The sequence below is a fragment of the Enterobacter sp. 200527-13 genome (genome assembly GCF_027924865.1).
Lineage (GTDB): Bacteria > Pseudomonadota > Gammaproteobacteria > Enterobacterales > Enterobacteriaceae > Enterobacter > Enterobacter ludwigii.
In genome coordinates this window covers 107,098-134,093 of the sequence record NZ_BSCM01000005.1, presented here as the reverse complement: position 1 = coordinate 134,093, position 26,996 = coordinate 107,098, and the positions used below count along the sequence as shown (strand labels likewise).

25 protein-coding genes are annotated in these 26,996 nt (G+C 48.2%); 10 read left to right on the top strand and 15 right to left on the bottom strand.

The annotated features are described in order from the left end of the window. Positions 1–27: 27 nt before the first annotated feature. Complete coding sequence (xanP, locus tag QMG44_RS17145) at positions 28–1,419, bottom strand: xanthine/proton symporter XanP (RefSeq protein ID WP_032679316.1); 1,392 nt, start codon at positions 1,417–1,419, stop codon at positions 28–30. A 225-nt stretch (positions 1,420–1,644) separates the two neighbouring features. On the opposite strand from xanP, the gene gltS reads away from it, so the two are divergent. Next, positions 1,645–2,847 (top strand): sodium/glutamate symporter, encoded by a 1,203-nt coding sequence (gltS, locus tag QMG44_RS17140; protein ID WP_086533077.1) that lies wholly within the window; start codon positions 1,645–1,647, stop codon positions 2,845–2,847. Between the two features lie 2 nt (positions 2,848–2,849). On the opposite strand, the gene recG is transcribed toward gltS, so the two are convergent. The 5 genes from recG to gmk are packed head-to-tail and all read right to left on the bottom strand — an operon-like array spanning position 2,850 to position 8,716. Then, positions 2,850–4,931 carry an ATP-dependent DNA helicase RecG gene (recG, locus tag QMG44_RS17135; protein WP_086533078.1) on the bottom strand — a complete coding sequence of 694 codons (2,082 nt, stop codon included), beginning with the start codon at positions 4,929–4,931 and terminating at the stop codon, positions 2,850–2,852. Between the two features lie 3 nt (positions 4,932–4,934). Further along, entirely contained in the window at positions 4,935–5,624 is a 690-nt protein-coding gene (trmH, locus tag QMG44_RS17130) for a tRNA (guanosine(18)-2'-O)-methyltransferase TrmH (protein WP_014168042.1), read from the bottom strand. Positions 5,625–5,628: 4 nt separating this feature from the next. Beyond that, positions 5,629–7,743: a bifunctional GTP diphosphokinase/guanosine-3',5'-bis pyrophosphate 3'-pyrophosphohydrolase gene (gene spoT / locus QMG44_RS17125; protein WP_014168043.1), complete on the bottom strand. Its 2,115-nt coding sequence runs from the start codon at positions 7,741–7,743 to the stop codon at positions 5,629–5,631. A 19-nt stretch (positions 7,744–7,762) separates the two neighbouring features. Further along, complete coding sequence (gene rpoZ / locus QMG44_RS17120; protein ID WP_000135058.1) at positions 7,763–8,038, bottom strand: DNA-directed RNA polymerase subunit omega; 276 nt, start codon at positions 8,036–8,038, stop codon at positions 7,763–7,765. A gap of 54 nt (positions 8,039–8,092) precedes the next feature. Continuing rightward, the gene (gmk, locus tag QMG44_RS17115) at positions 8,093–8,716 is read right to left on the bottom strand and encodes a guanylate kinase (protein WP_014168044.1); all 624 of its coding nucleotides are present in this window, start codon (positions 8,714–8,716) and stop codon (positions 8,093–8,095) included. A 251-nt stretch (positions 8,717–8,967) separates the two neighbouring features. Between gmk and ligB the strand changes: the two genes are divergently transcribed. Continuing rightward, positions 8,968–10,638, top strand: a complete 1,671-nt coding sequence (gene ligB / locus QMG44_RS17110) for an NAD-dependent DNA ligase LigB (protein ID WP_086533079.1) — start codon at positions 8,968–8,970, stop codon at positions 10,636–10,638. A gap of 68 nt (positions 10,639–10,706) precedes the next feature. On the opposite strand, the gene QMG44_RS17105 is transcribed toward ligB, so the two are convergent. After that, positions 10,707–11,324, bottom strand: coding sequence for a trimeric intracellular cation channel family protein (locus QMG44_RS17105; protein WP_020882694.1), 618 nt, complete (start codon positions 11,322–11,324; stop codon positions 10,707–10,709). Positions 11,325–11,902: 578 nt separating this feature from the next. Between QMG44_RS17105 and QMG44_RS17100 the strand changes: the two genes are divergently transcribed. The 4 genes from QMG44_RS17100 (at position 11,903) to QMG44_RS17085 (ending at position 16,622) form a co-directional block, all read left to right on the top strand. After that, positions 11,903–13,303: a UvrD-helicase domain-containing protein gene (locus QMG44_RS17100; protein ID WP_086533080.1), complete on the top strand. Its 1,401-nt coding sequence runs from the start codon at positions 11,903–11,905 to the stop codon at positions 13,301–13,303. Beyond that, positions 13,303–13,974: a DarT ssDNA thymidine ADP-ribosyltransferase family protein gene (locus QMG44_RS17095; RefSeq protein ID WP_086533081.1), complete on the top strand. Its 672-nt coding sequence runs from the start codon at positions 13,303–13,305 to the stop codon at positions 13,972–13,974. The genes QMG44_RS17100 and QMG44_RS17095 overlap by 1 nt, the downstream gene beginning before the upstream one ends. Next, positions 13,974–15,674, top strand: a complete 1,701-nt coding sequence (locus QMG44_RS17090; RefSeq protein WP_086533082.1) for an ADP-ribosylglycohydrolase family protein — start codon at positions 13,974–13,976, stop codon at positions 15,672–15,674. The genes QMG44_RS17095 and QMG44_RS17090 overlap by 1 nt, the downstream gene beginning before the upstream one ends. Before the next feature lie 75 nt (positions 15,675–15,749). After that, entirely contained in the window at positions 15,750–16,622 is an 873-nt protein-coding gene (locus QMG44_RS17085) for a hypothetical protein (protein WP_228176223.1), read from the top strand. Between the two features lie 738 nt (positions 16,623–17,360). On the opposite strand, the gene QMG44_RS17080 is transcribed toward QMG44_RS17085, so the two are convergent. The 3 genes from QMG44_RS17080 to QMG44_RS17070 all read right to left on the bottom strand — a co-directional run bounded on the left by QMG44_RS17080 (position 17,361) and on the right by QMG44_RS17070 (position 19,368). Then, complete coding sequence (locus tag QMG44_RS17080) at positions 17,361–18,179, bottom strand: hypothetical protein (protein ID WP_281853210.1); 819 nt, start codon at positions 18,177–18,179, stop codon at positions 17,361–17,363. 148 nt (positions 18,180–18,327) lie between these two features. Next, positions 18,328–18,531, bottom strand: coding sequence for an AlpA family transcriptional regulator (locus QMG44_RS17075; protein WP_086533085.1), 204 nt, complete (start codon positions 18,529–18,531; stop codon positions 18,328–18,330). A gap of 462 nt (positions 18,532–18,993) precedes the next feature. After that, complete coding sequence (locus QMG44_RS17070) at positions 18,994–19,368, bottom strand: helix-turn-helix domain-containing protein (RefSeq protein ID WP_228176234.1); 375 nt, start codon at positions 19,366–19,368, stop codon at positions 18,994–18,996. Between the two features lie 245 nt (positions 19,369–19,613). Between QMG44_RS17070 and QMG44_RS17065 the strand changes: the two genes are divergently transcribed. Continuing rightward, positions 19,614–20,159 carry a hypothetical protein gene (locus QMG44_RS17065; protein ID WP_127341061.1) on the top strand — a complete coding sequence of 182 codons (546 nt, stop codon included), beginning with the start codon at positions 19,614–19,616 and terminating at the stop codon, positions 20,157–20,159. A 20-nt stretch (positions 20,160–20,179) separates the two neighbouring features. Next, the gene (locus tag QMG44_RS17060) at positions 20,180–20,533 is read left to right on the top strand and encodes a hypothetical protein (protein ID WP_072032704.1); all 354 of its coding nucleotides are present in this window, start codon (positions 20,180–20,182) and stop codon (positions 20,531–20,533) included. Between the two features lie 57 nt (positions 20,534–20,590). On the opposite strand, the gene QMG44_RS17055 is transcribed toward QMG44_RS17060, so the two are convergent. Together QMG44_RS17055 and QMG44_RS17050 are read right to left on the bottom strand one after the other, a co-directional pair. Beyond that, on the bottom strand, positions 20,591–21,853 hold the full coding sequence (locus tag QMG44_RS17055) for a site-specific integrase (RefSeq protein WP_086533088.1): 1,263 nt from the start codon (positions 21,851–21,853) through the stop codon (positions 20,591–20,593). A gap of 193 nt (positions 21,854–22,046) precedes the next feature. Then, the gene (locus QMG44_RS17050; RefSeq protein ID WP_020882693.1) at positions 22,047–22,910 is read right to left on the bottom strand and encodes a YicC/YloC family endoribonuclease; all 864 of its coding nucleotides are present in this window, start codon (positions 22,908–22,910) and stop codon (positions 22,047–22,049) included. Between the two features lie 125 nt (positions 22,911–23,035). Here QMG44_RS17050 and rph point away from each other — a divergent pair, with 125 nt between their 5' ends. Together rph and pyrE are read left to right on the top strand one after the other, a co-directional pair. Then, positions 23,036–23,752 (top strand): ribonuclease PH, encoded by a 717-nt coding sequence (gene rph, locus QMG44_RS17045; protein ID WP_086533095.1) that lies wholly within the window; start codon positions 23,036–23,038, stop codon positions 23,750–23,752. A gap of 68 nt (positions 23,753–23,820) precedes the next feature. Then, on the top strand, positions 23,821–24,462 hold the full coding sequence (pyrE, locus tag QMG44_RS17040) for an orotate phosphoribosyltransferase (protein ID WP_014168048.1): 642 nt from the start codon (positions 23,821–23,823) through the stop codon (positions 24,460–24,462). A gap of 39 nt (positions 24,463–24,501) precedes the next feature. Here pyrE and slmA read toward each other — a convergent pair whose 3' ends face one another. The 3 genes from slmA to coaBC all read right to left on the bottom strand — a co-directional run bounded on the left by slmA (position 24,502) and on the right by coaBC (position 26,866). Continuing rightward, positions 24,502–25,098, bottom strand: a complete 597-nt coding sequence (gene slmA / locus QMG44_RS17035) for a nucleoid occlusion factor SlmA (protein WP_020882692.1) — start codon at positions 25,096–25,098, stop codon at positions 24,502–24,504. Between the two features lie 120 nt (positions 25,099–25,218). Beyond that, the gene (gene dut / locus QMG44_RS17030) at positions 25,219–25,677 is read right to left on the bottom strand and encodes a dUTP diphosphatase (protein WP_014168052.1); all 459 of its coding nucleotides are present in this window, start codon (positions 25,675–25,677) and stop codon (positions 25,219–25,221) included. Further along, positions 25,655–26,866: a bifunctional phosphopantothenoylcysteine decarboxylase/phosphopantothenate--cysteine ligase CoaBC gene (gene coaBC, locus QMG44_RS17025; RefSeq protein ID WP_025206464.1), complete on the bottom strand. Its 1,212-nt coding sequence runs from the start codon at positions 26,864–26,866 to the stop codon at positions 25,655–25,657. Before coaBC ends, dut begins: the two co-directional genes overlap by 23 nt. Between the last annotated feature and the right edge of the window lie 130 nt (positions 26,867–26,996).

The following is a 26,996-nucleotide window of genomic DNA, read 5'->3' as shown; positions in this document are numbered from 1 at the left end:
GGCGTTGACAGCCTGCCGTGAGGGCGATCAATTTTTCTCAGGCGGGAAAACGAGGTTCAGAACAATCGCGGTGATACCGCCTGCCGCAATGCCGGAAGAGAGCAGGTTTTTCACCCAGTCCGGGGCAAACTGCAGGATCAGCGGTTGCTGTGAAACACCCAGACCCACGGCCAGCGACAGGGCAATGATCATGATGGCGCGGCGGTTCAGCGGTTCGCGAGAGACGATACGTACACCGGAAGCCGCGATGGTCCCGAACATCACCAGCGTTGCGCCGCCCAGCACCGGTTCAGGTATATGCTGCACAAAACCGCTTACCGCCGGGAACAGGCCGAGGACGATCAGCATAAGCGCCACCACAAAACCGACGTAGCGGCTGGCAACGCCAGTCAGCTGGATCACGCCGTTGTTCTGGCCGAAGCAGGAGTTCGGGAAGGTGTTGAAGACCGCAGAGACAAACGAGTTCAGGCCGTTCGCCAGTACGCCGCCTTTCAGGCGTTTCATATACAGCGGGCCGGAGACCGGCTGCTCGGAGACATCAGACGTGGCGGTGATATCGCCAATCGTCTCCAGCGAGGTGATCATAAAGACCAGCATCAGCGGCAGCAGCAGACCCCAGTCAATGCCCAGGCCGTAGTACAGCGGCGTTGGAATGGTGATCAGCGCACTGTTGGTCTGCGGGGTGTTCTCCGGTAGCATACCCAGCGCCCAGGCCAGCAGATAACCGGCCGCCATGGCGATCACCAGCGATGCCACACGCAGATACGGGTTACGCTGACGGTTAAGCAGAATAATGATTGCCAGCACCACGCCGGCCAGCAGCAGGTTTTTCGGTGCACCAAAAGTGTGGTCGCTCATTGCCGCATAACCGCCACCGATGGAGGTCAGGCCAACCTGAATCAGCGACAGGCCAATGATCATCACCACCACGCCGGATACCAGCGGTGTGATCACGCGACGCGCCAGGTGCAGTACCCGGGAGATCACCATCTCGGTGCAGCTGGCCAGCATCAGCGTGCCAAACAGCGCCGCCATCATGGTCGGAACATCCGCGCCGCCGGTTTTGAGGGCTGTACCGCCCATGATCAGCGGTGCGACGAAGTTAAAACTGGTGCCCTGGATCGACAACAATCCAGACCCCACCGGCCCCCACGCTTTAATTTGAATAATGGACGCCACGCCGGAGGCAAAGAGGGACATACTGATGATGTGCTGTGTATCCTGAGCCGGTAAACCAAGCGCCTGGCAGATCAGCAGCGCCGGGGTGATCACCGCAACGAACATAGCCAGCAGGTGTTGGCAGGCGGCAAAGAGCGTCTGAGGAAGAGGCGGACGGTCTTCAAGGCGGTAAATCAGTTCGCTATTTTGCTTCTGAGCAATCGGTTGCGCATCGGGAGACTCAAGGGTGTTAACGGACATCGGCGGCAATCCCACGGTGGAAAAGCGGGCATTTTATCTGACCACCTGGTAAAAGCAAACGATTGCCAACAAAAAAAGACAAGAAAATCTGCCGCTGTGAGCAGGTTTTCTACAACCCATGGGGAAAAAAAATTACACTTTTTGCGCCGGCGGCTCATGACGAGCGCAAGCCGGCCCAGGATAACGCCGCGTGTGTATGGAACACGCGCATAACAGGAGCCTTTTATGATTCATCTCGATACGTTGTCGACCCTTGTTGCCGCAACGCTGGTCTTACTGCTTGGCCGTAAGCTCGTACACAGCGTTTCCCTTCTGAAGAAATACACCATTCCTGAACCTGTTGCCGGCGGACTGCTGGTGGCGCTGGCCCTGCTGGTGCTGAAGAAAAGCATGGGCTGGGAAATTGATTTTGATATGTCCCTGAAAGATCCGCTGATGCTGGCCTTCTTTGCCACCATTGGCCTGAATGCCAACCTGGCGAGCCTGCGGATGGGTGGCAAAGTGCTCGGCGTATTTCTGATCGTGGTGGTAGGGCTGCTAGTGATGCAAAACGCCATTGGTATCGGGATGGCCACGCTGCTGGGGCTGGATCCGCTGATGGGGCTGCTGGCCGGATCAATCACCCTCTCTGGTGGCCACGGTACCGGGGCGGCATGGAGCAAGCTGTTCACTGAGCGCTACGGCTTTGAAAACGCCACCGAAGTGGCGATGGCCTGCGCCACCTTCGGTCTGGTGCTGGGCGGCCTGATCGGCGGGCCGGTGGCGCGGTATCTGGTGAAGCACTCTGGTACGCCAGACGGAAGACCGGACGATGAGCTGGTGCCCACTGCCTTTGAAAAACCCGACGTCGGACGCACCATCACTTCGCTGGTGTTGATTGAAACTATCGCGATGATTGCCATCTGCCTGACGGTGGGCAAAGTGGTTGCGCAATGGCTGGCAGGTTCAGCGTTCGAGCTCCCGACGTTTGTGTGCGTGCTGTTTGTTGGGGTGCTGCTGAGTAACGGTCTGGCGCTGATGGGTTTCTACCGCGTATTTGAACGTGCCGTATCGGTGCTTGGTAACGTCTGCCTGTCGCTGTTCCTGGCGATGGCCCTGATGAGCCTCAAGCTCTGGGAGCTGGCCTCACTGGCGCTGCCGATGGTGGCTATTCTGGCCGTTCAGGCGCTGTTTATGGCGTTCTACGCCATGTTTGTGACCTGGCGCATGATGGGCAAAAACTACGATGCAGCAGTGCTGGCGGCGGGGCATTGTGGGTTTGGTCTGGGGGCAACGCCGACGGCTATCGCCAACATGCAGGCGATCACCGAACGTTTTGGGCCTTCGCATATGGCGTTTCTGGTGGTCCCGATGGTCGGGGCGTTCTTCATTGATATCGTCAACGCGCTGGTGATCAAGCTTTACCTGATGCTGCCGATGTTTGCCTGAGATCAGGCGTTGGAATAGCGTTCGGTTTCCGGCATCCAGCGCTCAATTAACGCTGCCGCCTTTTCGGGGTAGCGCTCATGAATATGGCGTGCGAGGCGCTGAACTTCGGGGATCATGGCCTGATCGCGCAGTAAATCCGCCACTTTGAATTCGGCATTACCCGTCTGACGCGTGCCCAGCAGTTCGCCTGGGCCGCGGATCTCCAGGTCTTTTTGTGCAATCACAAAACCGTCGTTACTGTCGCGCAGCACCTGCAAACGCATCTGTGCGGTTTTCGAGAGCGGTGCTTTGTAGAGCAGCACGCAGTGAGAGGCGACAGCACCGCGGCCAACGCGGCCGCGCAGCTGATGGAGTTGCGCAAGGCCAAGACGTTCCGGGTTTTCGATGATCATCAGGCTGGAATTGGGCACGTCTACGCCCACTTCAATCACCGTTGTGGCAACCAGCAAATGCAGTTCACCCTGTTTGAACGACTGCATCACCGCCTGTTTCTCAGTAGGCTTCATCCGCCCGTGAACCAGACCCACGTTCAGCTCGGGCAGCGCCAGCTTCAGCTCTTCCCACGTCGCTTCCGCGGCCTGCGCTTCAAGCAGTTCAGACTCTTCAATTAACGTGCAGACCCAGTAGGCCTGACGGCCTTCGTGAGTGCAGGCGTTGCGCACGCGGTCGATGATATCGCTGCGGCGTGTGTCCGGAATGGCGACCGTGGTGACCGGTGTACGGCCCGGCGGCAGTTCGTCGATGGTCGATGTATCGAGATCGGCGTAGGCGGTCATTGCCAGGGTGCGCGGGATAGGTGTGGCAGTCATGATCAGCTGATGCGGGTGGAAGCCCTGCTGCAGCCCTTTCTCCCACAGCGCCAGACGCTGGTGTACACCGAAGCGGTGTTGTTCGTCGATAATCACCAGGGCAAGACCATTAAACTGTACCTGCTCCTGGAAAATCGCGTGCGTGCCGACAATCATCTGTACCTGACCGCTGGCAATGGCGTCCTGTTGTGCCTGACGCGCTTTACCTTTTTGCTTCCCGGCAAGCCAGCCCACTTCAATCCCAAGCGGGGCAAACCACGCGCGGAAGTTATTAGCGTGCTGTTCAGCCAGCAGTTCGGTGGGGGCCATTAGCGCCACCTGCCTGCCGTGGGCAATTGCGCGCAGGGCAGCCAGGGCTGCAACCAGCGTTTTACCGGACCCCACATCCCCCTGAACCAGGCGCATCATGGGCACATCAAGCGCCATATCGCGTTCGATCTCGGCCGTGACGCGTGCCTGTGCACCGGTGGGTTTAAACGGCAGTGAGGCCAGCAGCTTATCTTTGAGTTCATCTCGCGGGCTTAAGGGCTGGGCATGAAAACGCTGCGCGCCCGCCCGTACCGCCAGCATGCTCAGGTTATGAGCCAATAATTCCTCAAGGATAAGACGCCGTTGAGCGGGGTGTTTGCCGCTTTCCAGGTCACTAAGCTGCAGGGTTGGCGGCGGGCGGTGCAGGGTGCGCAGCGCCTCGGGCAGACTCATCATGCCCTGAGCCAGCTCAGGCGGCAGTAGCTCGGTAATGGCGCAGGTATCCAGCAGTTCCAGCGCCTGGTCGGTGAGTTTACGCAGCGTTGCCTGCTTGATGCCTTCGGTCGTCGGATAAACCGGGGTTAGGGTCTCCTGCAGCTCCGGCGTGCTCAGATCTCCCTGAACGCGATACTCCGGGTGGATCATCTCTGCGCCATATTTCCCGCGTTTGGCTTCACCATAGGCCAGCACCCTGCGACCGGTCGCAAGGCTGTTTTTCATGGCCGCATTGAAGTTGAAAAAGCGCATAGTGAGAATGCCGGTGCCGTCGCTGATCTGACAGGTCATCATCCGGCGTCCGCCAAAGGTGATATTGCAGTTCAGTACTTCGCCTTCAACGGTGGCGTAAATGGCAGGCAGCAGATCGCCAATCTTATAGAGTTGGGTGCGGTCTTCATAACGCAGGGGGAGATGGAGCAGGAGATCCTGCACGGTATGCAGGCCAATTTTTGCCAGTTTACTGCTTTGCGCCGCACCTACGCCCGTCAGGCTATTGAGCGGTATGGCATCCAGCAGACGGCCTTTCATCGGTTATCCTGCGTACTGCATGGTGGCCCACCACTCGGCATCGGCTTCAATTTCGCCCTGCGCGTTGACGTGGGGGTAAGGCAGTTTTTTTTGTTTCGCGACGCGAGCCAGCACCGGGTAACCACCTTCGAACAGCAGGCGCTGCTGCTCCTCTTCCGGCAGCATGCTGTTGCTGCGCTTGTACATGCCCGCGTTCTGACGCTGGCGCTGCGCTTCATAGAGAATGAGCGCAGAGGCCACGGAGACATTGAGAGACTGCACCATGCCGATCATGGGGATGATGATATCCTGATCCGCCAGATCCAGCGCTTCCTGGGTGATCCCGGTTTTCTCCTGACCCATCAAAATACAGGTCGGGCGGGTGTAGTCGATCTCACGAAAATCGACGGCTTTTGCGGACAGGTTAGTGGCCAGGACCTGCATACCGCGACCTTTCAGGTGCGATACGGCTTCGCCAATAGTCTGATGGGTTTTGACGGACACCCAGCTGTTACTGCCTGCGGCAGTTGAAGCCATGGTTCGCATGCGGGCACCCGGCCAGACGGCGTGCACTTCATGCACGCCTACGGCGTCTGCGGTACGGACAATTGCAGAGACGTTATGAGGTTTGTGGACCTGCTCCATGCAGACCGTAAGGTCAGGCTGACGCCTGGCGAGCATTTCGCAGATACGCTCGTAACGTTTTGAATTCATAAGTCTAGTTTCGGTTACGGGTGACTTTAATCACGTCCGGCATCACGCGGATCTTGCGCATAATGTTCGCCAGATGCACGCGGTCACGGGCGGTCAGACGAATAAAGGCGCTGTAGACGCGGCCATCTTTCTCTTCCGTGTTCAGGCTCTGAATGTTGGAAGAGGCCGTATTGATTGCTGCCGTCAGGTTCGCCAGGGCACCCTGGTGGTTGAACATATCCACCTTAATTTCGGTGATAAATTCCTGTGCCGTCTCTTTATCCCACTCGACTGCCATGAACTTCTCCGCCTCTTTTTGATAGCCGCGGATGTTACGACAGGATTCGTGGTGGATAACCAGCCCTTTACCCGGACTGACGTGCGCAATAATCGGGTCACCCGGGATAGGACGGCAACATTTCGCGAAGGTGATAAGTACGCCGTCCGCGCCTTTGATCGGCAGATGACCGTGGCTTTGCGTCGTCGTCGGGATCGCCGTGGTATCACCCTGCTGCAGGTTCTTCGCCACGACCACGCTCATGGCGTTGCCGAGGCCGATTTCTGCCAGCAGGTCATCAAGCGAGGCGAGCTTCATGCGCTCCAGCTCACGCTGAATGTTCTCTTTCGGGATCTCAGCCAGCTTACGGCTACCACCCAACGCATGGTTGAGCAGACGACGCCCCAGGCTGACAGAATCATCGCGCTTGAGGTTTTTCAGCAACTGGCGGATTTTGGCGCGTGCTTTGGAACTCACGACAAAGTTCAGCCAGGCCGCGTTCGGACGTGCGCCCGGTGCGGTAATAATTTCCACCGTCTGGCCGCTGGAAAGCGGCTGAGAGAGCGGATAAGGCTGCCTGTCGACACGCGCGCCCACGCAGGCGTGGCCGATATCGGTATGCACGGCGTAAGCAAAGTCGACCGGCGTCGCGCCTGCAGGCAGTTCGACAATGCGGCCTTCTGGGGTGAAAACGTAAATCTCATCCGGGAAGAGATCGGATTTAACGCTCTCGATAAATTCAAACGAGCTACCCGCACTCTGCTGCAGCTCCAGCAGGCTTTGCATCCAGCGCTGGGCGCGGATTTGTGCGGTTGTACTGCTTTCACCACCGTGCTCTTTATAAGCCCAGTGTGCAGCCACACCCATCTCCGCCATCTGGTCCATGTCTTCGGTGCGGATCTGCACTTCAACAGGCACGCCGTGTGGACCGATCATCGAGGTGTGCAAAGATTGATAGCCGTTCGCTTTTGGAATGGCGATATAATCTTTCATGCGTCCTGGACGCGGTTTGTACAGGCTGTGCATCTGGCCCAGCACGCGGTAGCAGGTATCAGAGTCGTGGACGATCACGCGGAACGCGTAAATATCCATGATCGAATGAAAACGCTGCTCTTTGAGCACCATTTTGCAGTAGATGGAGTACAGATGTTTTTCGCGACCGCTGACGCGGCACGGAATTCCCGCTTCCTGTAAACGCCCTTCAATTTCAGAGAGGATCTTTTGAATCATCTCTTTACGGTTGCCGCGTGCGGCTTTCACCACCTCTTTAATCACGCGATAGCGGTTCGGGTATAACGCTTCAAAACCCAGCTCTTCCAGCTCGGTTTTAATGTGGTGGATACCTAAACGGTGCGCCAGCGGACTGTAGATTTCGAGGGTTTCACGGGCAATGCGGCGACGTTTGTCCGGGCGAAGTGAGCCCAGCGTGCGCATATTGTGGGTACGGTCAGCAAGTTTGATAAGAATGACGCGGATATCCTGCACCATCGCCATAATCATCTTGCGAAAGTTTTCGGCTTGCGCCTCTTTCTTGTCGCGGAATTTCAGCTTATCAAGCTTAGAGACCCCTTCCACCAGCTCGGCAACGCTTTTGCCAAACAGCTGTTCCATATCCTGGTAGGTGGCAGGGGTATCTTCGATCACATCATGCAGCAGGGCAGCCATCAGCGTTTCGTAGTCGAGTTTCATCTCGGCCAGAATACAGGCCACCGCTACCGGGTGCGTGATATAGGGTTCACCGCTTGAACGTGCCTGGCCCTCGTGAGCGTCACGTGCAACGAGATACGCCTGCTGAAGACGCTTAATCTGGTCTTCAGGCAGGTAAGTTTGAATCAGTTGATTCAGGCTTTCAAACAGATACAAGGGCGACCCGCAGGTTTAATTAACGACGACCTTCAGCAATGGCGGTTACGGCCTGCAGTTCTGCGGCTTCCTGCTCTTGCTGCTCCTGGCGCTCACGTACGTCGAGGATCTGATTGTTGATCAGACCTTCTTCGATTTCGCGAAGTGCAATAACGGTAGTTTTATCGTTTTCTTCCGGTACCAGCGGATCTTTACCGCCTACCTGCATCTGACGAGCGCGACGCGCGGCGACCAGCACCAGGTCAAAACGGTTACCAATTTTCTCTACAGCGTCCTGAACAGTTACGCGTGCCATACTTAAAATGCTCCACAGGTGAAGAAATGACTGGGCATGATACTGAAAGTGGGTTCAGTCTGCCAACAGTTTGGTGATTAATGCGTCATGTCGCTGCTTCTGGCGGCTCATACGCAAGCGTTCTGCGCGAAGAATGGTTTTGAGATCGCTCAGCGCGGCATCAAAATCATCATTCACAATAAGGTAATCATATTCCGCGTAATGGCTCATTTCTGCAACTGCCTGCTCCATACGCCGGGCGATCACTTCCTCGCTGTCCTGACCGCGGCCACGCAGTCGGCGATCCAGCTCATCTTTCGATGGCGGTAAAATAAAGATACTGCGTGAATCAGGCATTTTCTTGCGAATCTGCTGTGCACCCTGCCAGTCGATATCCAGGAACACATTTACGCCCGTGGCCAGAACCTGCTCAATGGTTTCACGCGAAGTGCCGTAGTAGTTACCGAAAACTTCTGCGTGTTCAAGAAACGCGTCTCTGCCAATCATCGCTCTGAATTCATCGTGATCAACAAAGAAATAGTGTTCACCGTGCACTTCACCCGGACGCGGTTTACGCGTGGTGTGAGAAACAGAAACCTGTGTGTCGTACAACGGTTGGGTTTTTAACAGTGCCTGAATAAGGCTGGATTTACCCGCGCCACTAGGGGCAGAAACAATATAAAGCGTGCCTTGAGCCATGAGAGTCTTTTGTATGTGTTAACGAAGAAGTCCTACATACGGGCTTATTATACACGTCGCCGCTGTGTGACGTAGCCTTTGTCACACTTTTTCCCCTGCATTATTGAATTTTGCGCGCCGTTTTCAGGTTTTACAGCTGTTTTGCAGCAATAAAAATAAACGTCTGACAACGCCTCGCAGAGTGAAAGATTGCCATTAGCACGGTTTTCCGCGTCGGGTTATACCTCCACCAACGCAAAGGAGGGGTGGCGATGTGGCGATGGATGAGCGGATTAATGCTGTTGTGGTGCGGCTACGGTGCGGCGGTGTGTCCCGTGTGGTCTCAGGCAAAAGCAGAGAAAGAGATTGCGACGTTGAGTGCGCAAGTCAAACGCTGGGATGATGCCTACTGGAAGCAGGGCGTGAGCGAGGTGAATGACGACGTCTATGACCAGCTCAATGGCCGTTTAAAGCAGTGGCAGCGCTGCTTCGGCGATATACCTTCTGAGGAGGCCTTACCGGTTCTAACGGGGAGCGTAAGACATCCTGTTGCCCATACGGGAGTGCATAAAGCGGGCAGTAAAGAAGAGCTACGCCAGTGGATGCGTGGTCGTGACACTCTCTGGATGCAGCCAAAAGTCGACGGGGTGGCCGTGACGCTGGTGTATCGCGACGGAAAGTTAACCCAGGCTATCAGTCGTGGTGATGGGCTAAAAGGTGAGGACTGGACTGCACAAGTGTATTTAATTCCCGCAGTGCCCAAAAAAGTGACCGGTGCGCTGGCCAACAGCGTCTTACAGGGGGAGCTTTTTTGGTTACGTGACAACCATCTTCAGCGACAGATGGGGGGAATGAACGCACGGGCAAAAGTGGCGGGCGCGATGATGCGGCAAAAGGACAATCCGCTTCTGAGCCAGACAGGGATATTTATCTGGGCCTGGCCGGATGGGCCGAAAGTGATGTCGAGTGCGCTGTCTGAGTTATCTCAAGCCGGCTTTTCCCTGACGGCGCGTTATACCCTGCCTGTACAGACTGTTGATGCAGTCGAGAAACAGCGCTCGACGTGGCACAACACGGCATTACCCTTTGCCACGGACGGCATTGTGGTGCGGTCCGCGGATGCTCCTCCCGGCGAAAACTGGTTGCCCGGAGAAGGCAGCTGGGTCGTCGCATGGAAATACCCCCCGGTCGCACAGATTGCCGAAGTAAGAGATATTCATTTTGCCGTGGGGCGCACGGGAAAAATCTCGGTCGTGGCGGCGCTGGTCCCTGTCCTGCTGGATGATAAGCAGGTACAGCGGGTCAGTCTTGGGTCCGTTGAACGCTGGCAAAGGCTGGATATTGCGACGGGTGATCAGATACAGGTCAGTCTGGCCGGGCAGGGTATCCCGCGGTTCGATAAGGTGGTCTGGCGGGGGGAAGAGAGACAAAAGCCCACACCTCCGGCCTCGCATTATCATGCGCAGAGCTGTTTTTACGCCTCGCCGGCGTGTATGGAGCAGTTCTTTGCCCGCCTGACGTGGCTTAGTTCAAAGCACGTGCTGAATATTGAAGGAGTCGGTGAGTCAGGCTGGCGGGCGCTGCATCAGGCGCATCATTTTGAACATATCTTCTCATGGCTGACATTAACGCAGGCGCAGCTGGAGTCTACCCCGGGGTTTTCCGCAGCACGTGGGCTGGCGCTCTGGCATCGCTTTAATCTGGTACGTGAGCGACCCTTTATTCGTTGGATCATGGCATTGGGTGTTCCGCTGACGCAGGCCTCGCTAAACGCTATGGGAGACCTGACGTGGCAGAAAATGCGTGAGCGTAACGCAGCAGACTGGCAGGCGCTTCCCGGCACAGGAAAGGAGAAAGCCCGGCAGCTTGTTGCGTTTATTCATGATCCTGGCATTGCCGGCCTGGTTGCCTGGCTCGGCAAACAGGGAGTGCAAGGATTCTGACATGAGCTTGCTGTCGCTTATCGCGGATAAATGCCGCCACTTTATCGGGGAGAATAGATGGCGGCCAGTCAGTGGGTGTCCTGAGTGTAATGAAACACGGGCAGTCCCAGTTTCAAGCGCAGCGCAAGCAAGCGAGCCGTGAAGCCAAATAACAAGGTGGCGATGACCACGACGTCATGGCTGGAAACATAATGCTGTAAAGCGATATACAGAACGGCTGATGCAAAGGATATCCCGGCGTAGAGCTCCTTTTGAAAGACCAGGGGAATGCGTTTGCAGAACATATCGCGCAGTACGCCGCCAAATACGCCCGTCACGACTGCGGCAATAGTGGCAATCACCGGGCTTTCGCCCATATCCAGCGCAATTTGTGCCCCGATGATGGAGAACACGACCAGGCCCAGAGCATCAAGCACTAAAAACAGACGTCGAAGATGGGGCATTACAGGAGCAAGGATAGTGGTCAGCACTGCGGCGACAGCCACAATGATGATGTACTCGGGGTGCTTAACCCAGCCGAGAGGGTAATGCCCCAGCAGGATATCGCGTACCGATCCGCCTCCCAGCGCGGTGGCGGTAGCAATAATGATGACCCCAAACGTATCCATACGACGGCGTCCGGCAGCGAGTGCACCGGTCATGGCTTCGGCAGTGATCCCGACGAGATAAAGGATATGTAGCAGCATGTGTTCCCCCGATAGTGAGGGCAACAGGGTAGCGTTTTGTGCGGTCTGTCACGATTTAGTTTTTCTTGTGTGAGGACGTTAGCCTTATTTTTGGTAATGATTGAACGTTGTTTGGCTGGGAGTGATGGCGTTAAACGGTAATTTTCACATTATAATTATTCATGTTATAGGCGTTTGCCGCCGATAGCCTGTTCCGATAAAAAAATGGCCCCTGAACGGGGCCATGATGAGAAAGCGGCTTGAATGGATCTGAATGTTGAGTTTTTGCTTAACAGATTGTTTTTAATTGATTTTTGTTTTATCTGTTTTCTATTAAGTACATGCTTATGTACATGATATCAGTCACTGATATCAACTAAGTGTGGTGCGATTAAGTTCTAACCTTCTCGGAGAGTGCATCTTCCAATGGTATAGCGCAATAAATTTTATATAATAAATGTATAATAATCAGTATTTTAAATGTGATTGAACATGCGAGATAAAAATACTTGACCTAAAAGGTAAAAAAAGAGAAATATCCTTAATGAGTGCAATGAGTTTTTTCTTAAAAAACCGTTGTTAGCCAATAAGGAGATTGCATGAAGGTACTGAGTAACATAAGACCTACCCCTGAACAACTTTCATTGGTTGGACAGAATAGAGAGGGGGTAGAAGTTATTTGTGGAGCCGCAGGTAGTGGGAAAACCACAACTGCCTTATTGAGGCTAAAATCCTTATGCTACATGTTTAATGTCAGGCATCAGAGAGAAGGGAATACCGATCCTGTAAAAATACTAGTATTAACTTTCAATAAAACACTAGCTGGATATATAAAAGAGCTTGTTCATAGTCAACTACCTAATACCATTAATGTTGAATTGGAAATAAGCACCTTTAGTAAGTGGGCATATCAAAATGTTAGACCAAAGGAAAAAATAGTAAGTTATTCAAGTGGTCTTCTATATTCTTACGCCCGGGCTATCGATTCCCTATCTCATGATTATGTTGTGAATGAAGTTGAGTATCTTCTTGGAAGATTTAAACCAGAGAATTTATCTGATTATATTACAGCCGAGAGAACTGGGAGAGGTATTAGCCCGAGAGTAGAAAGAACAGTTCGACAGAGAATTTTAGATGAGGTAGTGACCCCATATAAATTAAAGCTACAACAAAACAATGCCGTTGACTGGAATGACGTTGCTATAGCAATGAGAGAGGAAGTGGATTCCTTGGGTTATGAAATCGTAGTTGTTGATGAATGTCAGGATTTTACAGCGAATCAACTACGAGCTATTAAACATCATTTAGGTGAACATCATACGGCTACCTTTGTAACTGATACAGTTCAACGAATTTATGCAAGAGGGTATACATGGTCAGAAGCTGGTTATGACGTAAGGCCTGAACGGTCTCATATTCTCAGAGCGAACTATAGAAACACAAGAGAAATAGCTGCGTTCGCAGCATCGGTTATCTCAGGAATTAATGTTGAGGCTGATGGAGCATTACCAAATTTAAATGAAGCAAATTCATCTGGAAACCTACCTAAAGTGATTGTTGGATTTTATAACAATCAAGTCCAATATGCTTTGGATTACATAAATAAAACTGTGGATCTGACATCCGAAACAGTAGCTTTTTTACATCCTAAAGGTTGGTTTGGCTATCTAAAGCCAAATTTGATGAAAAGTGGAATTCCCTTTGTTGATATTACAAGGGCTGATTATTGGCCTGATGATGAAGAGGTTAACGTTGCTATTTCAACATTCCATTCAGCTAAAGGGCTTGAATTTGATTATGTCTTTATTCTTGGATTAAGTGACGAGAGCACGGCGTATCCTGAAGAGTTGATCGATGATCAATTACTTGTTTTAAGGCGATTGCTTGCTGTAGCTATTGCGAGAGCTAAGAAAGATGTAATTATAGGTTATAAATCAGGAGAGGAATCAGATTTAATTAGATTTTTTTCCCCGGGGACATTCACTGAGGTGATCTTATAATGAAAAAGGAAATATACGAAAAAAGAGGTGTTAATGAAGTAGTACATTTCACTACTAATAAAGGACTGCTCGGTACACTTGCATGTGGTTTCCTCTTATCTCGACACCGCTTACCAGAAAATGAACTTCTACAATATATTATTTTTAATAATGCAGAGGTTCGACCTGAGCATTCCGAATATTTTGACAAACAAGAGAACTGGATTGACTTTGTTAACTTATCACTATCTGAAATTAATAGAAGATATTTTGATGTGTCAAAAAATAAATGGCATGAAGGAAAGGATATTTTCTGGGTAATATTGTCATTTGATCCAATAATAATGACACATGAGAACGTATATTTTGCAACTACTAATAATGCCTATCTTTATTGTGAACGAAAAAAAGGTGTAGAAGGATTTGAAAATCTGTTTGCTGACGAGGTTAAACGAAAAGATGGCTACTATGGCATTTGGAAAGCAAAGAGGTTAGGTCGTGGGAGTCACTTAGCAACTTGTGAGCAGGCCGAGATTTTGTACCCTGCTGGTGTACCGGTGGAACATCTAAAACGTATCTATGTAAGGACAGAAGAAGAATATGATATTGTAGGTGGGTGGCTCGCAGAGTTTCATGACCAATGCGTTGAAGTGTGCATTTCACCAGCTAAATTTGAGGGGATACCAAATTGATGAGTGAAGAATATAAACAAAATCATAGCTTTACTCGACGTAAAGCCACGTCGAAAAATATTGTTAACTCTTCATTATGGGCTGCTGCTGGGGACTCGCTTGGTTGGATCTCTGAACTCGTAAACGGAAGAATGGGGCTGGAAAGGCGTATCGGTTCACAGCGACTTAGTAAGCCAGTTGCATGGAGCCGGATTGTAGGCGGTCGAGGCGGCCCAAAAGTCGCTTTGCCAGCAGGAACATACTCCGATGATACTCAGCTCAGATTAGCTGTATCCCGGTCAATCAGAGGCAATGGTTTTTTTGATGTAGAAAATTTTGCTAAAATAGAACTTACTGTATGGCCTAGTTATGCTTTAGGTGGCGGTGTAGGGACTAAAACTGCTGCGCAAAATTTAGCGAAAAGAACGGTAAATTGGTTCAATAATTTTTACTCTACTGGTCGACAGTCTTATTTTTCTAGTGGTGGCAATGGCGCAGCCATGCGTATTCAACCGCATGTTTGGTCTTCATGTGGTAACCGTTCGGAAGATGAAATACTTCTAGATGTGCTTAAGGATTCGTTGGTTACACATGGGCACCCTCATGGCTTTTGTGGCGCAATATTCCATGCGAAAGCATTATTAGATATTTTATTATATAGAAAAATACCAGATGCTCGGGATTGGAGAAGATATATTGAATCATTCTCTACTATTCCTCAGTTAATAAATATGGATTCTCAACTATCCTCTTTCTGGTTGGCTGAGTGGGAAAGGAACAATGAATTATCTCTAATCAATTCAATATATAAATGTCAAGAAGAAATATTGAATGATTTAGATAGAATTACTGCGGCTTTTCAAGGAAATAAAGAGAAGACCTATAAAAATATTCTGGAGCTCACTGGTTGTCTAACAGATAGATATCGTGGTTCAGGAGTAAAGACAGCCTTAGTATCAGCAGCCTTAGCTTATATTTATCAGTCCGATAATATAGAGGACGCTTTAATATGTGCTGCCAATGAAATTGATAGTGACACTGATACTATTGCTAGCATGTGTGGAGCTTTACTGGGAGCTTATTCAGAGCATGAGCTTACATGGCCCTTACAGGATCGAGATTATTTAATATCTGAATCTACACGACTTGCTAATATTGGTAGAGCTAGTAATCAAAATAGTTTTGAATATCCTAAAATTCAGAGTTGGATTCCTCCATATAAGCAGAACGACGCCGTAGTAAGAGTTGATAATGATTTTGCCCTTGTGGGGTTAGGTATGTTGACTACTATTGATGAGCGTTATTATGAAGCAAATAATGCTTGTTGGCAGTGGTTTGCATTACCTTTTGGTCAAACGATTCTTGCAAAGCGAAAGTCTGATAGAATTAGAGAAATACATAAAAGTCAGTTGCCAGATTTTGCATTTACGACTAAAACTATTAATAGTGAAGTCAGAAAAGAAAATGATGTTAATAATGACTCTCTTTCTAAAACCGACGTTATAGCAATGCAGAGGGATCTTTTTGAAAAAGAAGATGATCCAAGAGATTGGCTTGATAAAATTACAGATGTTGTAATAAATTCAAACTTTGATGATGCAGTACTTGGTCGAATGTTGAATGAATGCATTAACAAGACACAATCAGTTCAGATGGCTGTTAGTTTTTCCGCAATAGTAGCAAAGGCAAAAATTGTCAGACAGCGTAAAAATAAAGAATAACGTACTAATCATCACTATCTCTTAAAAGAGTGGCTGTGAGCCACTCTTTTAAGTATAATTCTGCGGAAATTTTTGATGGATAATATTTCTATAGCAATTAGGTTTGATTATAGCGAGCATCGGAAGAACCCTGAGGATGTACTCGTTATCCTCAGTAAGTATGTAAAGTTTTATAGAGATATTGGATTCATAGCGCTAGATTCTATAAATGAAAAGGATTGCGCTTTATTTGATTTAGTCAGCCTACAAGACGGTTCTGCTATAGCATGGATTAGATGTAGGTTTTCTGAATGGAATGATTTTATCTTTAGTTCAGCAGAAGTACTTGCTAACTATTTAGATCGGAATTCTGAGGTCACAACAATGGAGGATTTAGATGCTGTCTCAAGTGTTTTATCCGAATCTATTGTCAAAAATTCTGATCAAAAAATTAAAATAGAGCCATGTCTTGACATTGAACAACTTGGAAAAGTTCTTTCTGAATACTCAGAGCTAAGTCTAAAACTATATTCTGATGAAAGCGCCTCTATAGGAAAAGGTCAACCTGGAGAAGTGAAATTAGAAAATTTTAAAACTCTTAATAAAAATTTTACTTTTAATGACAATGTAATAGATATGTTCACCAGCGAAGTAAAACATCATAAAAGAAAATCAAAATTTTATGTTCATGTCCCAGTTAACAAAGGACATATGGTTTGGCGTTTAGAAGAATTAACTACTGAAAATAGATTTACAGCAAAAGTTGTGAATAGTGATTGGTTAGATAATTATCAATCTGGGCTTATAGATCCGATTGGACCGAAAGATCTTATGGAAGCAGTTATAGAATATGATGAAGTTATATACAAAGATCGCAGAAAAAAGAATATTCCAAAAATAAAGAATGCGAAAGTGATCGAGATTATAAATATAGCAAGAAGCAAAGGAAAGCAAGATGACTTTTTCTAAAGTTAATCCTGCAGAAAAGAGATCTATGCTTGCAGAGATATACGGTGAAGCTATTTTCTTAGTAATCCCTTTCTTTGCTTTGATATTCATCACGATAATAAAGAATTCTACATCGCTAACATCAATTATATCTTCACTTCTGTTAACTACAGATTGGTCTCTAATGTCTGCTGTAGTGTTCGGGCAATGCGCTTACAAGATGTCTAGAGTTATTCCTATATGTGGTATAAATGTTGATGGTCGAAGATTTACTCTTTATCTCGCAATCAGAATTCTTCTAATATTCTTTTCACTATTCATGTATGCCGCAATGGTTTTCAAACCACATATTTATCTTGGTTGTTTTCAAATAATACTGTTTTCTATATCTGTCTTCTTATTTTTTAAGGATAGCTTAGCATCTAATATCCTTTTCTATAGATATAAAAAATAAATATTAAAAGCTGTCATGCAAAGAGTAAAAGAATAACAGCTTCAAGTATTATTATGTTAACAGAGATTTTCATCTCTGTCTTTATATGAATAGGCTATTGTAAATATTCCACCCAGTTGTTTAGTATAAATTGGCCAATTATCCCAAATTATATTTTTGTTAAAAATTGAAATTTTATGTTCATTGATGATTCTTTGAACATTTCCAGGAATACGAGAACAGCTATTTTCCTTCTTAACCCGGCATTTCAATGCGAATACACTTGGTTCTGAGGGGATTGAAATAATGTGTTTTTTTATTAACAATTAACTTTTTAATTCATTGGAATAAAATTGTAAACGCTTAAATGGATTTTCCATCTCAAGTATATTTCGAAGCATTAGCGGGCTACCATGTTTGCTTGTTGGCTTAGAGTTGGGTCTATATCGCGCCTCAATACGTAAGAAGTTCTTATGCTCATTACGCTTAATTTTGAGAAATTTATTTTTATTCTTATGGCTAACATTTTTATTCCTAAATGCATCTATTTTTTCATAGCAAAGAACATGTAATACAGAGCGATTACTACCTAATTGAATGCCTGGTAATCCATTTCCCTCATTAAAATATCTAGGTTTTCCCGACCGTTGCAACTCCCATATGTAGTTATCTAAATATCGGTCGTAAAGATCTAAGGCAATATCAATCCGAGTAACCCATGCTCTTGTCAGCAAATGATAAAATATTTCTCCTAGTTGCATATTAAGCCAAGATAATAGTTGATCATTTTTTTTAGCTGAAAGGTATTGCGGATAGAAATCTAACCTTATTCCGCCAGTGTTTCTGTTAATTGGTGAATAGTCAATTCGCAGTAGCAATGGAGAGAAATGATTTTTTTCTTTTATTAATAATGCGGTCCTGTATGGCATGTCTTCTTTATTTTGAATATGGGTTATATAATACTTACTATGATTCCTTTTTCTCATTTTTTTAAGTTTTTTATAAGTTTCACTCTTTTCTTCTTTTTCAATAAATGAACTTACGATTGTAAGTTTATCTATCCTTATTTTTAATAAATTACCATTAACATCACTCCCAATTGGTAATGATGAGCATGTATCTATATTGTGTTTATTGATGATCATTATTAATCCTTTAGGTAGTCTTGAATAATTAGGTAATGGTGTTTTTAGATACTTATGTTCAAAGAACATATAATCTAAAATACATTGGATGGATACAGTATTTATGATCGTATTATGTGTGTCTATAACGGGCTATTAGAGGGGGTTTTTAATTTGAATACCTTGCTGGTACTTTGAGACGTTCTGCTATCCACTCCAAAACCTCCTCTTCTCGCCATGCAACTGCGCGTGCTCCGGTTAGGCTGACTTGCCGAGGAAATGCATTTGCTTCGATTAGTCGGTAGAGCGTTGCACGAGAAATTGCGCATAGTTCCAGAACAGTTTTCACCTTGATTAGACGTTGATTCGGCATCGTTTGAATCCACAAGAAAGCGCATCGGATTGATACCTCTACGATTTACAGTTTTGTAGATTGAATGAGTGAAAAACTTGTAACATATTGAATTTCATGTTTTTTTATGTATTTTTGAGGTGTTTGAAACTTTCGAAAGTTTCAAACACCGAAAAGTTTCGGAATTTCTGGGTTTCAAAACAAAAGTTCAGCGGCGGAAAATTTCAGATTTCCATGTGAAAAGTTTCGCACCTACTGAGCAAAATAGGTGAGTTTGGTAGATCTTGAGAACAGCCTTTTTGGGCTGCTCTCAGCGGATACTATGATAAAAATAATGACTATTTTTACTACATTAGATTGGTTTTTAAGGAGTGATTTTTAATCAATTAACTCGAAATGATATAGATGTTATGGAATTAAAATAAGGAGATTTCATGGCATATACATATTTATGTCTAAAAATCTTCTTGAAAGATAGATTAATTATTTGTATTCATCTAGGAACATGATTAGAACCCTGCGTTGTTCATGTGTTAAACGAGGCCAAATTTGTTCAAATCTATTCTTTAGGTCTACATCTTTCACTGGAACAAATTCTGGTTGTTCGTTATTACCAGAGGAGTTCTCATCAAAGCAATCGATGAAAAACCAACCAATAGGAGTATTCATTTTTATGGCAATATTTACAAGATGCGCGACATTAATTTTATTGGCTCCTCTTTCATAACGTGAAAGTTGTTGCTGGGAAATATCCGCATACTCGGCTAATTGCTGTGCAGTCATACCAAGTTCTTTTCTGCGCATCTGGATACGCTGACCAACCATCTTATCAGTGACTTCGGATGTAAGCTTCGCCATTTTCCCGCCTTGTTTCCAACGTATATGTCTATAAAAGACATTTTGCGGGTGTTTTACTCTTGCATGAACGTCGATAATGGATTATAAATTGATTTTTACTCCTTTATGGATGATTCGGCTTCAAGGAAGTCCATTTTTCTATCATTCAGCTTCCATAAAAGGAACTTAACTGAAATTTGGTCTGGCTTCATTAACACTAGCAAGCAATAACTTTTTCTAAGAATCTATGATAATTGAGAGGTAATATGAACAATTCATCTATCGCTAAAATATTAAGTATCTCGTTGTTGTTTTCTTGTAATATTGTCTATTCATCTTCGCATAATTTACATTTACAAGAGACTGCAAGTTCAGTGTCAACTCAGCAAGATGGAGTGACAAATAATGATGTATTAAAATACTTATCTGAAAAATACAGTAATGAAATCTCAAGCTTGGGACTTACAGATAAGCAACTCAACTCTAATGTTTATGTTCGCGCAAGCTTGAATGATAACTTTTTATTTTTCTCGAATCTGAAACAGTTTATCTCTGTGTTTTACGACCTTCCAAATCTTCAGTCAGTCAAAGTTGTTAAGTATGATAATTATATAGGTTTCAAAGTAAAACTTGCTGGACGTCCTGCAACAGGGTTTGCACTTTATCAAGAGGATAATGAGTTTTTCTTGAAGGGGGTTATAAATGAAAAAGGACTTATTGCGGCTGAGAATATAGAAGAGGAGGGGCTGGTATTTAACTCATATTATTCAGTCGCTTTTGTTGTATTTAATAAGAATGGTGTTAAATATTAATTTTATATATAGATGCAGATATGAAACTTTTGACGGCTCTACCACTGATGATTTTGTGTTTTTCAACCAAAGCGAGTGATTTCAAAAAAATAAATGGAACACTCTCTTTGTATCAAAGCAAAAATCACACCGCCTTCAGTATTAATTCTTCACTTGGCACTACATCGGGAGTATGTGAAATAGGAGGTGAATTAACACTTATTGATGCACGTAAAGGGCAACGTAACCGTTGGGTTTATAGTGATCAGTCAAGCATGTGTGTTGTGTTGATTAGTGAATTAGATAATGGTGCCATGCAGGTTATCTCGAAGGATTGTGATAAACACTGTAGTGTAACATCTATAGGTTCTATAAACGGCACATATAATAAATGAAAGATTACTTTGGCCTGAAACTAATCAGGCTAAAGTAAATATTAATAGATTACAATATTACGCTATTTCTTTTTTTATTGGTTCTACGTTGTAATTATTACCCTTTTCCAATGTTGTAAGTAGCTCAGCCCATACAGTCAAAGCTTGCTTACGTTCTTCAAAGTATTGATAGCGATTATATATACCTTCAACGCCTTTGATTTTGTGATTTAAGCAGCGTTCTGCTATCACCGGATCTACCCCCAGCGCAGCTAAATGGGAGCGGGCTGTTCGCCGAAAATCATGAATCGTGAAATTTGGCACATCTGGCATATTTGATCTTATTTTAGCCAACGCTACTGGTAATGTACTTTCCTGAATATGAGGAATCATGCGATGTTGCATTTTTCTTGCTGGGAGAACCCATTCACTGTTGCCGGACATGATTTTTAATTCTTTAATCCAGCCAACAACGGGTACCGCCAGCGGGATATCAATACCATCGCCGTTTTTAACGCGCTCAGCAGGTAAATGCCAGACGCCTTCATCCAGATCAAATTCTGACCATCTGGCACCACACAATTCCATCTTACGGCAGCATAGGGCTAAAATGAGCTTCATAGTTAGTTCATTTTGACGGGAAAACCCTTTGGTCAAAGGCATTACCTGAAAAAGCTGTACCAGCTCTTCTCGACTTAACCAGCGTTCACGGCTTTGTTCTTGTCCTCCGGCATCAGAGATGTCAAATGCACTTGCTGGATTAGCAGCCAGCATGTGCCGCTTGATTCCATAATCAAAGATCCGTCGAGTCCATCTGAGGACGTCATTGGCAACGGTAGGCGCACCTCGTTTAAGGATCTTTTGCAACATATCATCAATATGATAGGGGCGAACGTCCTCTATTCGCAGGTTGCCTATGTTTGGATTTATATCTTTTTCGATTCGGCGGCGCAGTATGTCGGGGTGCTTCCAGCGTTTAAGTATCTGGCGTTCAAAATATTCGCTGGCTAATTGGGATACCCGAAGTGCATGTTTTTCAGACTCTATTTTTTTGAGGGCGTCAGCTTTCCGTTCTTGCTTCTCTCCGGCAACGTCATAACCCAATGCTACACGTGCAGAGAGTTCTTTGGCGGTCTCTCGCGCTTTTGCTAGTGAGAGTTCAGCATAGGAACCGATACCCATTACCCGCTGTTTTCCAGAGAAACGATAGCGAAAACGCCAGAATGGAGCAGCATATTTCTTTGGAAAACAGAGAGATAAACCATTGCCATCTGACCTTGCTTCGAAGCGTTCGTCAGCTCTGATCCATGCCTTGATTTGTATGTCTGTCATTTTTGCCATATATGACTCTGCTTATGTTCTGTGTGTACATAATCATGATGCCATAAAAGTCATTATGTACATAGTTAAGTACACGCTAAACATGCGCTGTAGTGATACATGATGAGACAAGATGATAAAGATATAGCCCGTATTAACGGGCTATTAGAGGTGGTCTTAGCTTGGGTGGGACAAGGTGAGATCGTCTGAGACATTACTCAATGTTCTGGATCTGCTCGCGCATCTGCTCAATCAGCACTTTCAGTTCAATGGCGGAGTTGGTCACTTCAGCATTGATCGACTTAGAGGCCAGGGTGTTCGACTCGCGGTTGAACTCCTGCATCATAAAGTCGAGACGACGCCCTACGGCTTCTTTCTTCTTCAGGATGTTGTAAGTCTCTTTAACGTGCGCTTCCAGACGATCCAGCTCTTCGGCGACGTCAATGCGCTGTGCCATCAGCACCAGTTCTTGTTCCAGACGGGTATTTTCCAGCTGAACTTCCGCTTCTTCCAGTTTGGCCACCAGGCGCTCACGCTGCCATTGCAGGACCGCAGGCATATGGGTACGGACTTTAGCCACTTCGGTGGTCACGCCTTCCAGACGCTGCTCAATCATCGCTTTGAGGGCCTGGCCTTCAGTTTCGCGGGCAATGATAAAGTCATCCAGCGTGCTGTCGAGGGCACTGAGAATTTCAGCGGCAATCGTGTCCAGATCCTGCTCACCGGCGGCCATGACGCCAGGCCAGCGCAGAATATCGACCGGGTTGATTTCCCCTTCATCGCTTTGCATCTTGACCCAGTTCGCTGCAGTGACGAGCTGTTTCGCCAGTTTTTCGTTGAGAATCAGCTCACCCTGGGCGCTGGCATCAGGCTCAAAACGCAGGTTACATTCCACTTTACCGCGCGTCAGACGAGCACGGATACGCTCGCGTACAACAGGTTCAAGGCTGCGGAACTGCTCCGGCATACGGAAATACGTTTCCAGGTAGCGCTGGTTTACCGAGCGCATTTCCCATGTAGCGCTACCCCAGCTACCCTTGATTTCACGCCGGGCGTAGGCGGTCATACTGCGGATCATAGACATTCCCGTTTTTAAAGGAGAGATGGGGGGATTATAGCTTTCGGGGGCTTCTCAGGATAGGAATAAGCGTCCTTTATCCGTATAATGCGCAGCCACATTCGTTTCAAGCCGGAGATTTCATCATGCGTCCAGCAGGTCGTAGCGCCAATCAGGTGCGTCCCGTCACCCTGACCCGTAACTATACAAAACACGCAGAAGGCTCCGTACTGGTTGAGTTTGGTGACACCAAAGTGCTGTGCACCGCGTCCATCGAAGAGGGCGTTCCACGCTTCCTGAAAGGTCAGGGCCAGGGCTGGATCACTGCGGAATATGGCATGTTGCCGCGTGCAACCCATACCCGTAACGCCCGCGAAGCGGCAAAAGGCAAGCAGGGCGGCCGTACCATGGAAATCCAGCGTTTGATCGCACGTGCGCTGCGCGCCGCCGTTGATCTGAAAACACTGGGTGAATTTACCATTACTCTGGACTGCGACGTCATTCAGGCAGACGGTGGTACGCGTACGGCGTCGATTACCGGTGCATGTGTGGCGCTGGCTGATGCCCTGAATAAGCTGCTTGCAGCCGGTAAGCTGAAAACGAATCCGATGAAAGGGATGGTCGCGGCTGTTTCCGTGGGTATCGTTAACGGTGAAGCGCTTTGCGATCTGGAATACGTCGAAGATTCCGCTGCCGAGACTGACATGAACGTGGTGATGACTGAAGACGGTCGCATCATTGAGGTGCAGGGCACGGCAGAAGGTGAGCCGTTCACCCATGAAGAACTTCTTACCTTGCTGGCGTTGGCCCGAGGGGGAATTGAATCTATCGTAACGACGCAGAAGGCGGCGTTAGAAAATTGATTTTAAAGGCGACTGATGAGTCGCCTTTTTTTTGTTCGTACAAAAGCAAAAGTCGGAGGAGTAAGCCCATGAAATCCTGGCAGCGTGAGTTTATTGAGTTTGCGCTTAACAAGCAGGTCCTGAAATTTGGCGAGTTTACGCTGAAATCCGGGCGTAAGAGCCCCTATTTCTTCAACGCCGGACTGTTTAATACCGGGCGCGATCTGGCATTGTTAGGCCGTTTCTATGCCGAAGCGCTGGTGGACTCCGGCATTGATTTTGACCTGCTGTTTGGCCCGGCCTATAAAGGCATTCCGATTGCCACTACCACTGCGGTTGCGCTGGCGGAACACCACGACCGCGACGTACCGTACTGCTTTAACCGTAAAGAGGCTAAAACCCACGGTGAAGGCGGTAATCTGGTAGGCAGCGCGCTGCAGGGTCGCGTTATGCTGGTGGACGATGTGATCACCGCCGGTACCGCTATTCGCGAATCGATGGAGATTATTCAGGCCAACGGCGCTACGCTTGCTGGCGTGCTGATCTCTTTGGATCGTCAGGAACGCGGGCGTGGCGAAATCTCTGCTATCCAGGAAGTTGAGCGCGATTACGGCTGTAAAGTGACCTCAATCATCACCCTGAAAGACCTGATTGCGTATCTGGAAGAGAAGCCTGAGATGGCGGATCATCTGGCTGCGGTACGTGGGTATCGCGAAGCTTTCGGCGTGTAATATCAAGCCCGGTGGCGTTCTGCTTACCGGGCCTGAAGATTATTGCAGCTGTGCCGCCACTAACGGCCAACGGGCGTCAAAATCGTCCGTTGGACGGTATTTAAACTCGCTGCGTACAAAGCGGGAGAGCATGCCTTCGCAAAACGACAGGATCTGACTTGCCAGCAGCGTTTCATCGGTGCTGTAACCTTCACCCTCACGCATTTTTTTCTCGCGCAGTACCTGGCGCAGTTGTGCTTCAATACGCTCGAAGAGCTGGTTAATACGGCCCTGCAATCGGTCCTGCTCGAACATCAGCGCATGGCCAGTCAGGATACGGGTTAAGCCCGGATTGCGCTCACCAAAGCCCAGAATGAGCTGCACAATCAGACGCAAACGCGCAGTCGTGTCTTTTTCGTCTTTCAGAATCAGGTTGATGCGAGTGATCAGACTGTCTTCGATAAATTCGATCAGACTGTCAAACATCCGGGTTTTGCTCGGAAAATGACGATACAACGCCGCTTCAGACACGCCCACGGAGGCGGCCAGTTTTGCGGTGGTGATGCGTTGACTACCATCGCTGGATTCAAGCATCAGCGCCAGAGATTGAAGTATTTCTTCGCGACGGTTCCTTTTCGCGGTTTGTTTTTCTGCCATGTTACAAAATACCCCTGAAAATAAGCACTTGCCAGGCTGGCATCCACACAGCGACCGCAAACTGACGTTTGCGGTTTGTTATTGCATTATGGCGCTGTGGGATACGTGTCGGTCGGGCGGTTATTTGCGCCCGGAATGGCCGAAGCCGCCTTCGCCACGGTCGGTGGCGTCAAAGTCTTCCACCAGGTTAAATTCTGCCTGAACCACCGGTACAAAGACCATCTGTGCGATACGCTCGCCCGGTTCAATGGTGAAGCTGTCCTGACCACGGTTCCAGACGGAAACCATCAGTTGACCCTGGTAGTCAGAGTCGATCAGGCCGACCAGGTTACCCAGTACCACTCCATGCTTATGACCCAGACCAGAACGCGGCAGGATCACCGCTGCCAGCGACGGGTCAGCAATGTGGATTGCCAGGCCGGTTGGGATCAGGGTGGTTGCACCCGGAGCCAGCTCTACGGCGTCATCGAGACAGGCGCGCAGGTCAAGACCGGCAGAGCCGGAGGTGGCATAGGTTGGCAGCGCAAATTGCTTACCAACACGCGGGTCCAGAATCTTAACGTCGATTTTTTTCATCATAACGGGTAACGATCTCGTCCAGTAATTGTTGGCCCAGGAGTTCCTTGCGCTCAAGCGGTAAGACTTTATCTCCATCCTGCCAGAAAAGGTGCAGTGCGTTGCTGTCGCTGTTAAATCCTTGCGTGGCCAGCGATACGTCGTTCGCGCAAATCAAATCGAGGTTTTTGCGGGTACGTTTTTGCCGGGCATATTCTTCCACATTATTTGTTTCTGCGGCAAACCCAACAACGTAAGGACGATGGCTTTTCAGTGCGGCGACACCCGCAACAATGTCCGGATTTTTCACCATTTTTAGTGTTAATTCATCGCCTTGCTTTTTAATTTTTGACCCGGAAATGGTTTCGGCACGGTAATCTGCAACAGCCGCGCAGCCGATAAAAATCTGCTGGTTCTGCGCATGCGCCTGTACGGCGGCGTCCATCTCCAGGGCGGTGGTGACATCAATACGCTGCACAAATGGCGGTGTCGGTAACGAGACCGGGCCGCTCACCAGCGTGACCTTTGCACCGCGTTTTGCCGCCGCGGCAGCAATCGCAAAGCCCATTTTACCGGAGCTATGGTTGGTAATGTAACGCACCGGGTCCAGCGGCTCGCGCGTTGGGCCCGCGGTAATCATGATGTTGAGATGTTGCAGATCGTTGACAGGTGAAAAATGGCCGGCGGCCAGCTCAACGATGGTCAGCGGGTCAAGCATACGACCAGGACCCACATCACCACACGCCTGGCTACCGCTGTCCGGCCCCCAGATGAGCAGGCCGCGTGAGGCCAGCGTCGTCAGATTATGTTGGGTGGCGGCGTTGCGGTACATCTGCTGGTTCATCGCGGGGACGACGGCAACAGGTGCGGGCGTGGCCAGGCAAATGGTCGAGACCAGATCGTTTGCCATGCCGGCTGCTACGCGGGCAATTAAATCTGCTGTGGCGGGGGCAAGGATAACCAGGTCTGCCCATTTTCCCAGCTCAATATGGCCCATCGCGGCTTCGGCGGCCGGATCAAGGAGGCTGTCAGAGACGGGGTACCCTGAAACGGCCTGCAGGCTCAGAGGCGTGATAAAGGCTTTGCCACCTTCCGTTATCGCGACCCGCACATCCGCCCCGCGCTCGCGCAAACGACGCACCAGCTCTGGCGCTTTATAGGCAGCGATACCGCCGCTCACGCCAAGAACGATTTTTTTACCGGCCAGGCTCATCATGATTCTTTCCTGTTGGGTTTCACCAGAGAGCGGGCATTTTATCACAATCCCAAAAAGGGGGTGATTTTGTCCTTCGGTCAGTTTGCGAGGCGTTACGCAGGAATGAAAAGTGGGCGTCGAGCGCCGG

Excerpts from the sequence above, each read along its gene's own strand:
- xanP (WP_032679316.1), bottom strand. The coding sequence starts at position 1,419 with ATGTCCGTTAACACCCTTGAGTCTCCCGATGCGCAACCGATTGCTCAG.
- gltS (WP_086533077.1), top strand. The coding sequence starts at position 1,645 with ATGATTCATCTCGATACGTTGTCGACCCTTGTTGCCGCAACGCTGGTC.
- recG (WP_086533078.1), bottom strand. The coding sequence starts at position 4,931 with ATGAAAGGCCGTCTGCTGGATGCCATACCGCTCAATAGCCTGACGGGC.
- trmH (WP_014168042.1), bottom strand. The coding sequence starts at position 5,624 with ATGAATTCAAAACGTTACGAGCGTATCTGCGAAATGCTCGCCAGGCGT.
- rpoZ (WP_000135058.1), bottom strand. The coding sequence starts at position 8,038 with ATGGCACGCGTAACTGTTCAGGACGCTGTAGAGAAAATTGGTAACCGT.
- gmk (WP_014168044.1), bottom strand. The coding sequence starts at position 8,716 with ATGGCTCAAGGCACGCTTTATATTGTTTCTGCCCCTAGTGGCGCGGGT.
- ligB (WP_086533079.1), top strand. The coding sequence starts at position 8,968 with ATGTGGCGATGGATGAGCGGATTAATGCTGTTGTGGTGCGGCTACGGT.
- QMG44_RS17105 (WP_020882694.1), bottom strand. The coding sequence starts at position 11,324 with ATGCTGCTACATATCCTTTATCTCGTCGGGATCACTGCCGAAGCCATG.
- QMG44_RS17100 (WP_086533080.1), top strand. The coding sequence starts at position 11,903 with ATGAAGGTACTGAGTAACATAAGACCTACCCCTGAACAACTTTCATTG.
- QMG44_RS17095 (WP_086533081.1), top strand. The coding sequence starts at position 13,303 with ATGAAAAAGGAAATATACGAAAAAAGAGGTGTTAATGAAGTAGTACAT.
- QMG44_RS17090 (WP_086533082.1), top strand. The coding sequence starts at position 13,974 with ATGAGTGAAGAATATAAACAAAATCATAGCTTTACTCGACGTAAAGCC.
- QMG44_RS17085 (WP_228176223.1), top strand. The coding sequence starts at position 15,750 with ATGGATAATATTTCTATAGCAATTAGGTTTGATTATAGCGAGCATCGG.
- QMG44_RS17080 (WP_281853210.1), bottom strand. The coding sequence starts at position 18,179 with ATGATCATCAATAAACACAATATAGATACATGCTCATCATTACCAATT.
- QMG44_RS17075 (WP_086533085.1), bottom strand. The coding sequence starts at position 18,531 with ATGCCGAATCAACGTCTAATCAAGGTGAAAACTGTTCTGGAACTATGC.
- QMG44_RS17070 (WP_228176234.1), bottom strand. The coding sequence starts at position 19,368 with ATGGCGAAGCTTACATCCGAAGTCACTGATAAGATGGTTGGTCAGCGT.
- QMG44_RS17065 (WP_127341061.1), top strand. The coding sequence starts at position 19,614 with ATGAACAATTCATCTATCGCTAAAATATTAAGTATCTCGTTGTTGTTT.
- QMG44_RS17060 (WP_072032704.1), top strand. The coding sequence starts at position 20,180 with ATGAAACTTTTGACGGCTCTACCACTGATGATTTTGTGTTTTTCAACC.
- QMG44_RS17055 (WP_086533088.1), bottom strand. The coding sequence starts at position 21,853 with ATGGCAAAAATGACAGACATACAAATCAAGGCATGGATCAGAGCTGAC.
- QMG44_RS17050 (WP_020882693.1), bottom strand. The coding sequence starts at position 22,910 with ATGATCCGCAGTATGACCGCCTACGCCCGGCGTGAAATCAAGGGTAGC.
- rph (WP_086533095.1), top strand. The coding sequence starts at position 23,036 with ATGCGTCCAGCAGGTCGTAGCGCCAATCAGGTGCGTCCCGTCACCCTG.
- pyrE (WP_014168048.1), top strand. The coding sequence starts at position 23,821 with ATGAAATCCTGGCAGCGTGAGTTTATTGAGTTTGCGCTTAACAAGCAG.
- slmA (WP_020882692.1), bottom strand. The coding sequence starts at position 25,098 with ATGGCAGAAAAACAAACCGCGAAAAGGAACCGTCGCGAAGAAATACTT.
- dut (WP_014168052.1), bottom strand. The coding sequence starts at position 25,677 with ATGATGAAAAAAATCGACGTTAAGATTCTGGACCCGCGTGTTGGTAAG.
- coaBC (WP_025206464.1), bottom strand. The coding sequence starts at position 26,866 with ATGAGCCTGGCCGGTAAAAAAATCGTTCTTGGCGTGAGCGGCGGTATC.